Here is a 13,351-nt window from a genome sequence, read left to right as displayed (position 1 = left end):
AGCGATCTCCTTTCAACCGAGCCGAATGCGGGGATCGACGAATGCAACAAGCAGATCGGCAATCAGATTGCCGGCCAGCACGAGCATGGCGGAGAACATCAGAAGTCCCATGACCACCGGATAATCGTTGTAGCCGAGGCTATCGAGGAAAAGCCGCCCCATGCCTGGCCAGGTGAAGACCGTTTCGGTGACCAGGGCGCCACCAAGGATGCTCGGCAGTTGAAGACCGGCAAGTGTAATCATCGGCAGGAGCGCATTGCCGACCACGTGCTTCATCAGGACCGTTCGCTCCGGCAACCCTTTGGCGCGCGCCGTGCGGACGAAATCCTGGTTGATGACCTCCAGCGTCGCGGTACGCATGTATCGCCCCCAGACGGCCACGTTGACGAAGGCGAGGACCAGGCTCGGCATGATGAGGTGGATCGCATAGTCGCCGAAGGATCCGTCGCCAATCGTGTACATGTTGCCGGCAGGCAGCCACTTCAGCCACAGCGAGAAGACATAAATCGCAACAAGGCCGAACCAGAAGGTCGGGATCGACAGCGCCACCATGGCACCGACCGTCGCCGCATAATCGAAGACCGAATATCGTTTTACCGCACCCTTGATGCCGATCCAGGTGCCGACGAGGATCGAGATCAGGGTCGAGGTTCCCATCAGCAGCAGCGTGGCAAAAAGATGCCGTCCGATGACATCCAGTACCGGCTGGTTGTCGCGATAGGAGCGCCCCCAATCTCCCTGCACGAGGTGCCACAGCCAATCGGCATATTGGATGGGCAGAGGCCGGTTGAGGCCCATCTGTTCGGCCAGCCGGTTAAGCGCTTCCTGCGTCATGCCGGGTGTCAGCGCATATTGAGACAGCGGTCCGCCCGGAGCGAGATTGAGGACGGCAAAGCCGATCATCGAGACGATGACGAGCAGGACAAGGCTTTGCCAGAGCCTGCCGAGGAGATAGTGAAACATGGCGGTCTCCGATTGTACCGGGCCGGCATCCGGGGCACATGCGTGCCGCTCATTCCGGACCTGGTTGGACGGAATACGAGAGGACCCGACCGATCGCGGGTCCTCCAGACGACGAGTTAGGACGCCCAATACCAGCTTGCGACGTTCCAACTGTCGATGCGCACATTGATGTTTGGCTCCACGCCGTCGACGCCTGCCTTGTGACCGCGAACAGTGGCGTATTGGAAGAGCGGCAGAAGCGGCAGGTCGTTCCGGACCGTTTCCTGGATCTTGAAATAGATCTTCTTCCGTTCCTCGGGCACGAAAATCGTACCGCCTTCCTCAAGCAGCTTGTCCACAGTGGGATTGGCATATTGCCACGTGTTCTGTCCTGCTCCTCCCTTTGCTGCGGAAGACGTGGATTTCATGTAATCCGACGTATCCGGATCCGCGCCGGTCAGGAAGTTGATGCCGACGACGACGGAGTCGAACTGGGACATCATCCAATAATCACCCCACATGACGGCCGGCGGCAGGTTGGAGATCTTCATCTCGATGCCCAATTCCTTGAAGGACTGCTGGAGATATTGCTGCACCTGTTCCCGGATATGATTGCCGGCCGTCGTGGAATTGGTGAACGAGAGCTTTATCCCGTCCTTCGTCCGTATGCCGTCGGAGCCGAGTTCCCAACCCGCGTCGTCCAGCAGCTTCTCCGCGGTCTCCATATTGTATTCATGCTTCGGCAGGTCCGGATTGTAATAGAAGGACTGCTGCGGCATGTAGCTTTCGGTCGGAGTGGGCAGGCCGTAATAAAGCGCATCGATGATCGTCTGCTTGTCGATGGCCGCATAGAGCGCTTTGCGCACCGCCGGGTCCTTGAATTGCGGCTTTTCCATGTTGAATGAAAAGGATTCGACGGTCGCCATCGGCACGACGTTGACTTTCTTGCCATCGAGGCTCTTGGCTTCGTCATAATGATCCGGAGTAATATACTGGAGGCCGATGACATCGATGTCGCCGGTCTTGAACTGGGTGTAGAGCACCGTCAGATCCGGGATGTATTTGTAGATGACCCGCTCCAAATAGGGACCGTCGCCGAAATAATCCGCGTTCGCTTCAAGCTCGATATGGTCGCCGGCAACGCGGTTCACCCACTTGAAGGCGCCCGTTCCGATCGGCGCATTGTTGAACGGAGCCGTGTTCTTGTCGGCCACACCGTCGAAGGCGTGCTTTGGCACGATGAAGGTGGCGGCGAGAATCGAGGCATAGGGTGCGAAGGCCGCCGCCATCTTCCAAGTGATTTCTGTCGGGGAAACGACGGTCAGTTCGCGCACATGCTCATGACCGGTCTTGCGCCAACTGCGGAAATTCGGATCGACAAGCAGCTCCAGCGTAAACTTTACGTCTTCGGCTGTGAAGGGTTTGCCGTCATGCCACTTCACATCGTCCCGCAGCTTGATCTTCCAGGTGAGTCCATCAGCCGAAATGCCGCCGTTCTCGACGCTCGGCACTTCCCTGGCAAGCGCCGGATAGAAGCTGCCGTCCGGCCCGATGCCGAAAAGAGGATCGAAGATCGAGAACGAGACGCCTTCATCCACCTCGATATGCGGCATATGGGGATTGAATACGGTCGGCTCCTGCGAAAAGCCGATGATGACTTTGCCGGTCGGCTTGGCGGGCGGAGCGGCTTGAGCCTCGCCCTTGCCGAGGATGTTCGGCATGAAAAGACCTGCAGAACCTGCCGCCATCATCAGCGTCAGTGCCTGCCGCCGGGTGGGATGCGTAAAAACTGTAACTTCCTTGTCTGACATAGCTGTACCCCTTTGTTGATTTTCTGGAACTGCTTATCTGACCGCCCTCTTGCGGGACGTTGACGGTGATACGCCGCCGGGGCGGCGCCTCTGCGAAAGGCTCCGGGAAAACCGGGCCGTTAAAGGCAGAAGCGGCTCTTAGAAGCCGCTGATCAGTTCGATCTTCGAGCCATCGGAAAAACGGCCGAAACGGAAGGCCTTCCGATCGACGACGGGCTCGCGGTCGGTGACGATATCGGCCATCAGCCGGCCCGCAGCCGGACCGATGCCAAAACCGTGGCCGGAAAAGCCCGTGGCGACATGAAAGCCCGGTATGGCATCCAGCGCGTCAATCACCGGAACCGCATCCGGCGTCACGTCGATAAGCCCTGCCCAGCGCTGGGTGATTTCCGCCCTTTCAAAAACCGGAAACGCCTTCTTCAGCTTGACGAGCGCGCTGTCGGCCATCGCCTTGGACGGGATCGGGTCAAGGACGCGATGGTATTCGAAGGGACTTGGCTCATCGAGCTCCCAGCGCCGTGGAATGCGGTATTCGTCATAAAACCGGCCGCCGAACCGGAAGCTCAATGAACGCCATTCATGCATCAGCGCCGGCAGGAACTTCGTCGCATAGCGGAACGAGGCCGGCACGATATCCACGATGTTCTGGAAGCCGTTGGCGATCGTGTAGCCGCCATCCTGGCGTTTGCGGATGGCGAAGCCGCTCGACCAGATGGCTTCCTCCGGCCCGCCTTCCAGAGGCTTGGTGCGCATGACCGAGTTCATGACCTTGAGTTGCGGCAGGTCGAGGCCGTTGTTGCCGAGAAAGAGGCTGGACCAGGCACCGCCCGCAAGGACGACGGACTTGCAGGCGATCTCTCCACGCTCGGTGACGACGCCGGACACCCGCCCGCCGGAAAGCTGCAAGCCGCGCACGGCGCATTCGGTCAAAATATGGGCGCCCTTGTCGCGCGCCGCCTCGGCGATCGCCGGAGCGGCTTTTTGCGGCTCGGCGCGGCCGTCGGCGGCGGTGTACAGCGCGCCGGCAAGCTTCATGTCGGAACCGGGATATTTTTCCCTGAAATCCTTGGCGCTCAGCATGCGGGACTCGAGCTGATAACCTTCCAGATTCTCGTTCCAGCGTTCGTGTTCTGCATAAGCCCTGTCATCGGCACAGGTGAACACGATGCCGGCGCGTTTGTAGCCGGTATCGCGACCCGTGCGGCGATCGAGATCCGCCCATATACGCAACGCCTCGGCCATCAACGGAACTTCACGTGGATCTCGCCTGGAGATACGCACCCAACCCCAGTTACGGCTCGACTGCTCATGGCCTATGCCGCCCTTTTCGCAGAGCGCCACGCGCATGCCCCGTTCTGCAAGTTCCAGCGAGGTGGAAGTGCCTATGATGCCGCCGCCGATAACAACGACATCGACCTCTTTCGGCAGCTCCGCATCACCCTGAACGGGAACGACATAGGGTCCGGGCATGTCAGAAGGACTCCTCCAGCTGGCAATTTATGGCGAACTCTGCGACCGACGCCTCGTTCGGCAAAGAAACGAGCATCACGATAATGCGGGCAAGATCGTCTGGACTCGTCATCAGCCGATCATCCCGGTCGGTCAGGCCGCGCGCCATGTCAGTCGCGACGAAGCCCGGACAAACGGCGGTTGCGCGGATACCCTGATCAAAGCCGGCATGGCGAAGGGCGTGAGCCAGCCCGACCGCCGCAAACTTGCTGACCGAATAGGTTCCGGAGCGAGCTGATTTCACCCGCTTGCCGGAGAGTGAAGCGATGATGATGATCCTGCCTTGGCCGCCTGCCGCAAGCGGCTCCCACGCGGCCCGGGCGAGCTGACGCGGCGCCCTCACATTGACGGTCAGCATGGCGTCGAGGTCTTCGTCTTCAGCCTCGATCACGGTTTTGGCGACCATGACCCCCGCATTGGCGATGATGGCGTCGATGCGGCCGAACCGTGCCAGAGCGGCCGCTACCCAGCGCTCCCCGGCTTTCGGATCGGTCGCGTCGTAACCGAACGCCTGATGTCGGTTCTCGTCTGCCCAGGCCGGCAATACCGGCGACCGCATGCCAAGGGAAACTCTCCAGCCTCCCGCCGCGAAGGCTTCTGCCGCGGCGGCGCCGATACCGCGATTGGCGCCTGAGATCAAAACCACCTTTTCATCTGCCATGGTCCTGATCCTCAGGCTTCGTCGCTGGGCTCAAGCCCGACGACGCGGCGATAGGTACGCCCGAGAACCTGGATCAGCATTGCGTGCTCTTTGTCCGTTATGTCGGAAAAGAAATTCCGCGACTGCCTGGTGATGATCGGACGGATACGATCAGCGAGTTCCCTTCCCTTCCCGGTGATGTAAAGAGCCTGCGCGCGATTGTCGTCCGATGAAACTTTGCGCGTCAGCAGTCCGTGCTCTTCCATCTGCTCGAGCAGCCTTCCCATTGCCGAGCGATCTTTCAGGATCATCTGCGCGATTACCGAAGGTCGGATTCCCGGATGCCGATCCACCAGAAGCAGCGTCGTAATCTTACCGGTGCCGCGGGCTACATCGAGCCCTTCCAGGCTTTGGTCGAGATCGCGCGAGACTGCCATATTCAGCGACCTGATATAGAAGCTCAGCGTGTCCTCAAGCACGTCGAGCCCGATTTCGGTCATCGGATTCCGGGTCGCTTTCGGATCGCTGGCCATCATCCCTCGCAAAAGCAAAACCATTCCCACCGGCCACGACGAAGTTCGCCGGCCAAGAGATACTTACGGCAAAGGCATGATTAACCGTTTCCCGGTTAATCGCCGAAAGCGCATCATTTCCAGAAGCTTGGTACCTCAACAAGAGCGCCATCCTGCTTGAGACGGTCCACGCTCTTTTCGTATTGCAGTTTTCATTCAACGCCCATTAGTGGACTTATGCAACTATTATTTTGCCCGAACGCCCTAAAATTTTTCACACCCCCTTAATGCACAAACATTGGGCAGGCGTTGCGATTTGTAACCACAAAGCCGCGGAGATGTTCGGCGAGCGCTTCGTGTGCTCGGCTGCGAATGCTCGCTTTCCATTCTTGAGAAACGGCAAATCGCATTAGACCTTCGGCGCAGTTGCGGCATGATCTTTTTCACGGGACAATCGGTCATGTTCTGCGGGAGGAGCCAATGAACCAGCATGTCACGCATGCAAATCAGGTCTACGCATCCGCGCAGTCCGCAGCCGCGAGTTCCCGGGTCGTGGCATCGTGGCGACGCTGCATGACCATGCACCGTCTTTCGCCGGAGGAGAAACGGCTGCCCATCCGGCTGACGGAGGAGGAACTCCGGTTGGCGCGTGAGCGATCCGGCAAATTGGTCGCCCATGCCACCGGGGAACTCGATCTCCTCTTTCAAACGGTCGGCAGGGCTGGCTGCTGCCTGCTGCTGACCGATCGTGGCGGCATCGCACTCGAGCGGCGCGGGGTGGCGGGAGACGACAAGGATTTCCACGACATCGGTCTATGGACCGGCTCCATTTGGTCCGAAGCCAGCATCGGCACAAACGGGATCGGCACGGCAATTGCCGACGAACGTTCCGTTTCCATCATCCGTGATCAGCATTTCTTCGCGTCCACCACCAATCTGAGCTGCACGACCGCGCCGATCCGCGATCATCGCGCGCAGCTTGTTGGAGCGCTGGATGTTTCGACCTGCCGCGACGACATCAATGAGATCACCCTTTCGATCATCTCGCAGACTGTCCGCGAAGCCGCCATGCGGATCGAACTGCAGTTGTTTTGCAGTGCGTTCGCAGCCGCGCGTTTCATCGTGGTGCCGACGGAGAGTAGCGCAGTCTCTGCATTGCTCGCGGTGGATGGGAATGACATGGTGATCGGTGCGACAAGGGCGGCACGTCTGGCACTCGATATCGACGACCAGCGGATTGCCGGCGGTATGCCCGCATCGGACCTCCTCGATGAAGAGGCCAATTCGGAACAGGAAGGCTTGCGGGGAGCGGAACGCGCGGCTCTTCTGAGAGCGCTGTCGCGCACCAACGGCAATGTCTCGCAGGCAGCAATATCTCTCGGCATGAGCCGGGCGACATTGCACCGCAAGATCAAGAAGCTCGGATTGCACTGATGCAAAGGAATCTGGCAGGCCGGATGTGTCGCAGATTTGCGACACTGTGCAATGCGGTATGACGCAGCGGCTCTGTCATCCGGGTCAGAAGATGGGCAGTTTCCCCCTCAGGTTCGTCGTGAACCTGGCTATTCCGGGAGGATCAGATGCTGCATCAGAAAATTATCGAATCTCCGTTCAAGCTCAAATACGGCAACTATATCGGCGGCGAATGGCGTGAGCCGGTCGGCGGCCGGTATTTCGATAACATCACGCCGGTTACCGGCGGCAAGATCTGCGAAATACCGCGATCCGACGAGAGGGATATCGAGGCCGCGCTCGACGCCGCGCATGCCGCAAAGGACAAATGGGGCCGAACCTCGACCACCGAGCGCGCCAATATCTTGATGAAGGTCGCGCAGCGGATGGAAGATAAACTGGAGGTGCTTGCCCAGGCCGAGAGCTGGGATAACGGCAAGCCGATCCGCGAGACGATGGCTGCCGACATCCCGCTGGCAATCGATCACTTCCGCTACTTCGCCTCCTGCATCCGCGCCCAGGAAGGATCGATCGGCGAGATCGACCACGATACCGTCGCTTATCATTTCCATGAGCCTTTGGGTGTCGTCGGGCAGATCATCCCGTGGAATTTCCCGATCCTGATGGCGGCCTGGAAGCTTGCTCCGGCACTTGCCGCCGGCAATTGCGTCATCATCAAACCGGCCGAGCAGACGCCGGCTTCCATCCTTGTCTGGGCAGAAATCGTCGGCGACCTCCTGCCGGCCGGTGTGCTTAACATCGTCAACGGCTTCGGCCTCGAAGCCGGCAAACCGCTTGCCACGAGCAACCGGATCGCCAAGATCGCCTTCACGGGCGAAACCTCCACCGGACGGCTCATCATGCAATATGCAAGCCAGAACCTGATCCCGGTAACGCTCGAACTCGGCGGCAAATCGCCCAATATCTTCTTCGCCGACGTGATGGCCGAAGACGACGATTTCCTCGACAAGGCGCTGGAAGGTTTTGCGATGTTCGCGCTGAACCAGGGTGAGGTCTGCACTTGCCCGAGCCGTGCGCTCATTCAGGAATCGATCTACGATCGCTTCATGGAAAAGGCGATCAAGCGCGTTGACGCGATCAAGCAGGGCAATCCCCTCGATCCCTCGACAATGCTCGGAGCGCAAGCTTCTCACGAACAACTCGAAAAGATCCTCTCCTATCTCGACATCGGCAGGCAGGAAGGTGCCGAGGTTTTGACCGGTGGCGCGCGTAACGATCTCGGCGGAGAGCTTTCGAACGGCTATTACGTGAAGCCCACCATTTTCCGGGGTCACAACAAGATGCGCATCTTTCAGGAGGAGATCTTCGGTCCGGTGGTCTCCGTCACGACCTTCAGGGACGAGAAGGAGGCGCTCGAAATCGCCAATGACACGCAGTATGGCCTTGGCGCCGGTGTGTGGACGCGCGACGGGATGAGAGCCTATCACTTCGGGCGCGAGATCCAGGCAGGGCGCGTCTGGACGAACTGCTACCATGCCTATCCGGCGCATGCCGCCTTCGGCGGCTATAAGCAATCCGGCATCGGTCGCGAAACGCACAAGATGATGCTCGACCACTACCAGCAAACCAAGAACATGCTGGTGAGCTACGATCCCAAGCCACTCGGTTTCTTCTGATTTTTCAAGAAACCGCTCGGCTTCCGGGGATGTCGGGAGCTCCCGGTTGTGCCCAGTCTTCCCATAAGAAGGCTGGGCAAGGCAACAGGCGGCCATCGTCATTCGCACCAGGCAATCCGCCTACGGGCCGGGAAATTCGGCAGGCATTTTGCCAGCGTCATTGGCGACTTGAAAATCCCTTATGATTAAGCGTTTCGTTTTCTCGGACAGTCGCCTCATTGCCTTTCCGAGCGCAAGCGCTATTTCCAGGGAAGGAGGAACGACAATGCTGACGCTGAGATGGGACAAACCTGTCCGCGCCGGTGGCCATTTGATATTCGGGCCGCTCGAAGCGCACAACTTCATGATATCCGACTGGCCTCACCTGAAGGACCGCGACTTCGCAATTGCGGAAAACGCAATCCTTGCGGCGTTGGATGGACGACAATCACCTGACGAGGCGCGCGAAAAGTTTGAAGCGGCGTTGAAGTCCGCGCAGCTCAATTAGACCAGTAGCCGAAGGATAATCCTCCTACCATCGGTAGAGACCGACGACGCTGCTCGATAAATTGACGACGCGGCCTCCGTCACGCAACCGTCTGGCAGCCTCCCGGAGGCCATCGAACGTGCCTTTGAGATTGACCGCGAGAATACCTCACCGTGCGGATAGGCTTCGGTCCGGGCTGGCATTCTGACCGGCAGGCGGCAATGAAGTCGAACACGGAGGCCCGCTTCGCCGATATGGACGCGGACAAGTAGAACTCGGTCACCCGAAGCAATTGCGCTCGAACGTCTCGGGGGCAGCCTGACGTTCGAGAGAGGCGGCCGATGCTTTATAGCAAGAGCCTGCTTTCCGCTTTGACGGTCTCAGACCCGCGTCCAGTTGAAGCATCCCGCTGGCAGGATCGAATTGCTGATCAGGAGCGCGCCATGATCGTAAAACTGCTTCGCATCCCCTCCGCTGGATATGTCGACGGCCCATACGGTCTCGGACGCATCGGACCACAGCAGGCGGCCGCGACTTGCCTCAAGGCCTTGCATGGCCCGTGCGGCGGTGGTGCCGGGACCAAACACGATCATGACGGTTCCGTCGTTCGGAGCGGGTAGCGCCGCAAGAGGGCCTGCAATGGATACCGCTATAACAAGTGCCGCCGGTCCTTTCGGGATACGGCGCCCACCGTCTCCTTTGCTGTTCCTGCGCATCAGCATCCCAAGCGCCAGAGGCACGAGCCCGAACACGGCGAACCACAGGAGATCCCAGAACAACTGGTTCTCGACGTCCATCCGGATCCTGTGGATTCCGAGTATCCAGTGAGACAAGACACTGTCGAGGACGTGCCAGGCGCCGAAACCGATCAATGCGTTCGCGAACAGCAGTTTGCCTGCTCCGCCGGAAGCGAAGGCGTGCCGCGACCGCCACAGCAGCCACAGCCCGGCCGCGGCGATGACATACATCAGGGCGTGGAAAAGTCCGTCCGCCAGGATCAGCACCCGGATGTCCTGGCGCGCCTCCTCGATGCCGCTCAGGAGATGATGCCATTGCAGGATCTGGTGCAGCAGTATTCCATCGAAGAACCCACCCAGTCCAAAGCCCAGTGCATATCCTGACCAGATCAATGCCGCGGGGAAGCCGCGATCATCAGTTTCTTCCAGACCGATGGACGCCGGCGTCATGCGCTGCCTCGTCTGATGCCGATGGCTCGAAGCACCGCATCTAGCTTATTGCCGCCATGGGCTTCGAAATCACCTCTGAGCGCCTTTAGTGCATACCGTTCCTGATTGATCTCCTCAGCTGTCCGGAAACCCAGCCGGCGCAGGATCGGCAGCGGCGGACACCAGCCCTGAACCGCGTGCTGGAACAGGAATCCCGTCACGACAACGGGGAGCGTCAGCCAGCGGCGGTCTACCGTGGCTGCCAATACAGTTCCGGTGAAGGCCAATGAGGAGGCATTCGCCTCGAGTGTTCGTTCGATGTCCCACTCTCGATCCAGTTCCGCCAGCCGGGATTCGATCTGGTCAGGATGAACTTCGTAATAGGCAAGCCTGTCTTGCATCTCGCGGCGCAGGCGACGGTTGATCTCGTCGGAAGTCTGGGTGCTGACCCGATTGGCGGTGGTCGTAGCCATGGCCTTTCTCCTTCGCCCAACAACCAGGGAAAGTGCCCAAAGTTCCAAGTCACTCTTGAAAGAATAACATTATACAATATGTTATAATGTATAGTCATCTTAGCCAAGGAGCCACTCATGTCTGCCATCGAGATCTCGAAAAAGCTGTCGGTCGCCGCCCAGCCCAGCCTCGCGGAGATTCAATCATTTCGGGATCAGGGCTTCCTGACGCTCATCAACAACCGCCCGGAACGCGAAGAGCCTGGCCAGCCAGGCAATCAAGCCGAACAGCAGGAGGCGAAACACTGCGGCCTCTCCTACGCCTTCATCCCGGTCACGGCCGATACGATCACCGAAGCCGACGTGCGTGCCGTCCAAAGGGTGATCGACGAATCGGACGGACCTGTGCTAGCTCACTGCAAGAGCGGCACGCGCTCGCTCAACCTTTACCTGGTCGGTGAGGTGCTTGACGGTCGCATGTCGGCCGGCGAGGTCGTCGAGTTCGGACGCAGCCGCGGTTTCAATACCAGCGCCGCTGCCGCCTGGCTCGAGAAGCATGCCGCCCGACGCCCGCAGGTGAAAGGCTTCTTCGACAGGCGCACGTGGAGTGTCCAGTACGTCGTGTCCGATCCGGCCACCGGCAAGTGCGCGATCATCGATCCGGTTCTGGATTTCGACGAGAAGGCGGGAGCGACGGCGACCACCAATGCCGATGCGATCCTGGACTACGTCCGCGACAACAATCTTACGGTCGAATGGATCCTCGACACGCATCCACATGCCGACCACTTCTCGGCGGCTCAATACCTGAAGGATAAGACCGGCGCCCGAACGGCGATCGGCGAGCGCGTCGTGGATGTGCAGAAGCTCTGGAAGGGCATCTACAACTGGCCGGAACTGGTGACGGATGGTTCGCAATGGGACCGGCTGTTTTCCCATGGTGAAGCCTTCAAGGTCGGCTCGATCGACGCGAAGGTGCTGTTTTCGCCTGGACATACGCTTGCATCGATCACCTACGTGATCGGCGACGCAGCCTTCGTGCACGACACGCTCTTCATGCCCGACAGCGGCACGGCGCGAGCCGATTTTCCCGGTGGCGATGCGCGAATACTGTGGAAGTCGATCCAGGACATCCTGGCGCTTCCGGACGAAACCCGGATATTCACGGGCCACGACTACCAGCCCGATGGCCGCGCACCGCGATGGGAGAGCACGGTAGCAGAGCAGAAGAAATCCAATCCGCACGTCGCCGGTGTGACGGAGGAGGCGTTCGTGGCATTGCGCACCAAGCGCGACAAGACCCTGCCGATGCCGAAGCTCATCCTGCACGCCTTGCAGGTAAATATCCGCGGCGGTCGCCTGCCGGAACCGGAGAGCAATGGCAAGCGCTACCTCAAGTTTCCGCTGGATGCTTTGCAGGGAGCGGCTTGGGAATGAGCGCCCCGATAAACGACATGCTGAAGGCGGGGCCATCCCCCGCCGACCTTGCCAGGCGCGCCGGGGAGGTCGCGAACCTCTTGAAGACACTGTCCCATCCGGCACGTCTGGTGATCGTCTGCACTCTGGTGGAAGGCGAGTATTCGGTCGGCGAGCTGGAAGAGAAGGTCGACGTCCATCAGCCGCATCTGTCGCAGCACCTGACCGTGCTGCGCGGTTCCGGCATCGTCGAGACGCGGCGGGAGGGCAAACAGATCTTCTATCGCCTGACGGAAGAAAAGGCCGCGCAACTGGTCGCAGCCCTCTATGACATCTACTGCGTGAATGAATACAAGTGAGCACATATCTCTCATCATTGAGTGACGGCATGCTGATTGGCACCTCTGCGGTCAGGCTTCAGCTTCTGAACAGCCGCGTGGCCGGCATCAGGGGCATCGTCGGGCATCTTGCCCAGCGGATCGGATGGATCGGCGGCGTCTGTCCCTGCCCGGCGGCTGACAGAGTATGGATCAGATGGTCATAAGCAGCACCATCCTCGCGGCGGTCGGTTCGGGCGGGGTCGTCGGCTTCATGCTCGGCCTGCTCGGCGGCGGCGGGTCCATTCTGGCAACGCCGCTGCTCCTCTACGTCGTCGGCGTGACGCAACCGCATGTCGCCATCGGCACGGGTGCGCTTGCGGTCTCGGTGAGTGCCTTCGCGAACTTTGCAAGCCACGCGATCAAGGGCCACGTCTGGTGGCGCTGCGCCGCCGTCTTCTCCGCGCTCGGCGTTGTCGGCGCCCTTGCCGGCTCCAGCCTCGGCAAGGCGATCGACGGAGACCGCCTGATCTTCATGTTCGGCATCCTGATGGTTGTCGTCGGAGTCCTGATGCTGAAGCCCAGGAAGGCCGTGGCAGTCGACTGTCGCCCGGTGGACCTCAGGATGTGCCTCACAACAGCGGCCGTGGCACTCACAGCCGGCGCTGCCTCCGGGTTCTTCGGCATCGGCGGGGGCTTCCTGATCGTTCCCGGCCTCATGCTGGCAACGGGCATGCCGATGATCAACGCGATCGGCACCTCGCTCCTTTCCGTCGGTGCATTCGGACTGGCGACCGCACTCAACTATGCCAGCTCGGGCCTGATTGACTGGTGGCTCGCGACCGAATTCATCGGCGGCGGCATCATCGGCGGCGTGCTCGGCATGCTGCTCGCCACGCGGCTCAGCGCCTACAAGAACATCCTCAACCGCCTGTTCGCAGCCCTTATCTTTGTGGTCGCGGCTTACATCCTGTATCGGAACTGGGGGACGTTGATGACTGGCTGAGTGCGCAGGGCAATGCAGGACGCGT

13 protein-coding genes and 2 pseudogenes are annotated in these 13,351 nt (G+C 60.0%); 7 read left to right on the top strand and 8 right to left on the bottom strand.

The features are described from left to right. Positions 1–12: 12 nt before the first annotated feature. The 5 genes from JL39_RS01150 to JL39_RS01130 form a co-directional block, all read right to left on the bottom strand. On the bottom strand, positions 13–963 hold the full coding sequence (locus JL39_RS01150; RefSeq protein ID WP_037145373.1) for an ABC transporter permease: 951 nt from the start codon (positions 961–963) through the stop codon (positions 13–15). A 116-nt stretch (positions 964–1,079) separates the two neighbouring features. Then, on the bottom strand, positions 1,080–2,753 hold the full coding sequence (locus JL39_RS01145; RefSeq protein WP_037145371.1) for a peptide ABC transporter substrate-binding protein: 1,674 nt from the start codon (positions 2,751–2,753) through the stop codon (positions 1,080–1,082). 138 nt (positions 2,754–2,891) lie between these two features. Beyond that, positions 2,892–4,223, bottom strand: a complete 1,332-nt coding sequence (locus JL39_RS01140) for an FAD-binding oxidoreductase (protein WP_037145369.1) — start codon at positions 4,221–4,223, stop codon at positions 2,892–2,894. Between the two features lies 1 nt (position 4,224). Further along, positions 4,225–4,923, bottom strand: coding sequence for an SDR family NAD(P)-dependent oxidoreductase (locus JL39_RS01135; RefSeq protein ID WP_037145367.1), 699 nt, complete (start codon positions 4,921–4,923; stop codon positions 4,225–4,227). Positions 4,924–4,934: 11 nt separating this feature from the next. Next, entirely contained in the window at positions 4,935–5,402 is a 468-nt protein-coding gene (locus JL39_RS01130; RefSeq protein ID WP_081952673.1) for a MarR family transcriptional regulator, read from the bottom strand. Between the two features lie 492 nt (positions 5,403–5,894). On the opposite strand from JL39_RS01130, the gene JL39_RS01125 reads away from it, so the two are divergent. The 3 genes from JL39_RS01125 to JL39_RS01115 all read left to right on the top strand — a co-directional run bounded on the left by JL39_RS01125 (position 5,895) and on the right by JL39_RS01115 (position 8,990). Then, a complete protein-coding gene (locus tag JL39_RS01125) occupies positions 5,895–6,848 on the top strand; it encodes a helix-turn-helix domain-containing protein (RefSeq protein WP_037145365.1) in 954 nt (317 codons plus the stop codon). A gap of 146 nt (positions 6,849–6,994) precedes the next feature. Then, a complete protein-coding gene (gene adh / locus JL39_RS01120) occupies positions 6,995–8,503 on the top strand; it encodes an aldehyde dehydrogenase (protein WP_037145363.1) in 1,509 nt (502 codons plus the stop codon). A gap of 265 nt (positions 8,504–8,768) precedes the next feature. Continuing rightward, complete coding sequence (locus JL39_RS01115; protein ID WP_037145362.1) at positions 8,769–8,990, top strand: DUF982 domain-containing protein; 222 nt, start codon at positions 8,769–8,771, stop codon at positions 8,988–8,990. A 30-nt stretch (positions 8,991–9,020) separates the two neighbouring features. On the opposite strand, the pseudogene JL39_RS32340 reads toward JL39_RS01115, so the two are convergent. From JL39_RS32340 to JL39_RS01105, 3 genes and pseudogenes are all read right to left on the bottom strand, one after another. After that, a pseudogene (locus tag JL39_RS32340) lies at positions 9,021–9,131 on the bottom strand (3-ketoacyl-ACP reductase); the annotation flags it as partial. Between the two features lie 218 nt (positions 9,132–9,349). Next, positions 9,350–10,156 (bottom strand): DUF2243 domain-containing protein, encoded by an 807-nt coding sequence (locus JL39_RS01110; protein ID WP_081952637.1) that lies wholly within the window; start codon positions 10,154–10,156, stop codon positions 9,350–9,352. Next, positions 10,153–10,608, bottom strand: coding sequence for a hypothetical protein (locus tag JL39_RS01105; RefSeq protein ID WP_037145359.1), 456 nt, complete (start codon positions 10,606–10,608; stop codon positions 10,153–10,155). The genes JL39_RS01110 and JL39_RS01105 overlap by 4 nt, the downstream gene beginning before the upstream one ends. Before the next feature lie 117 nt (positions 10,609–10,725). Here JL39_RS01105 and blh point away from each other — a divergent pair, with 117 nt between their 5' ends. The 4 genes and pseudogenes from blh (at position 10,726) to JL39_RS01090 (ending at position 13,326) form a co-directional block, all read left to right on the top strand. After that, complete coding sequence (blh, locus tag JL39_RS01100; RefSeq protein ID WP_037145357.1) at positions 10,726–12,024, top strand: bifunctional sulfur transferase/dioxygenase Blh; 1,299 nt, start codon at positions 10,726–10,728, stop codon at positions 12,022–12,024. Next, a complete protein-coding gene (gene bigR / locus JL39_RS01095; RefSeq protein ID WP_037145355.1) occupies positions 12,021–12,362 on the top strand; it encodes a sulfite-sensing transcriptional repressor BigR in 342 nt (113 codons plus the stop codon). Before blh ends, bigR begins: the two co-directional genes overlap by 4 nt. Next, positions 12,359–12,487, top strand: a pseudogene (locus tag JL39_RS32335) (YeeE/YedE family protein); the annotation flags it as partial. The gene bigR and the pseudogene JL39_RS32335, both read left to right, overlap by 4 nt. A 41-nt stretch (positions 12,488–12,528) precedes the next feature. After that, positions 12,529–13,326, top strand: coding sequence for a sulfite exporter TauE/SafE family protein (locus tag JL39_RS01090; protein ID WP_037145353.1), 798 nt, complete (start codon positions 12,529–12,531; stop codon positions 13,324–13,326). The last annotated feature ends 25 nt before the right edge of the window (positions 13,327–13,351 follow it).

The organism is Rhizobium sp. YS-1r, assembly GCF_000757525.1.
Classification (GTDB): Bacteria; Pseudomonadota; Alphaproteobacteria; order Rhizobiales; family Rhizobiaceae; genus Neorhizobium; species Neorhizobium petrolearium.
This window is presented reverse-complemented; position numbering and strand designations above follow the sequence as displayed.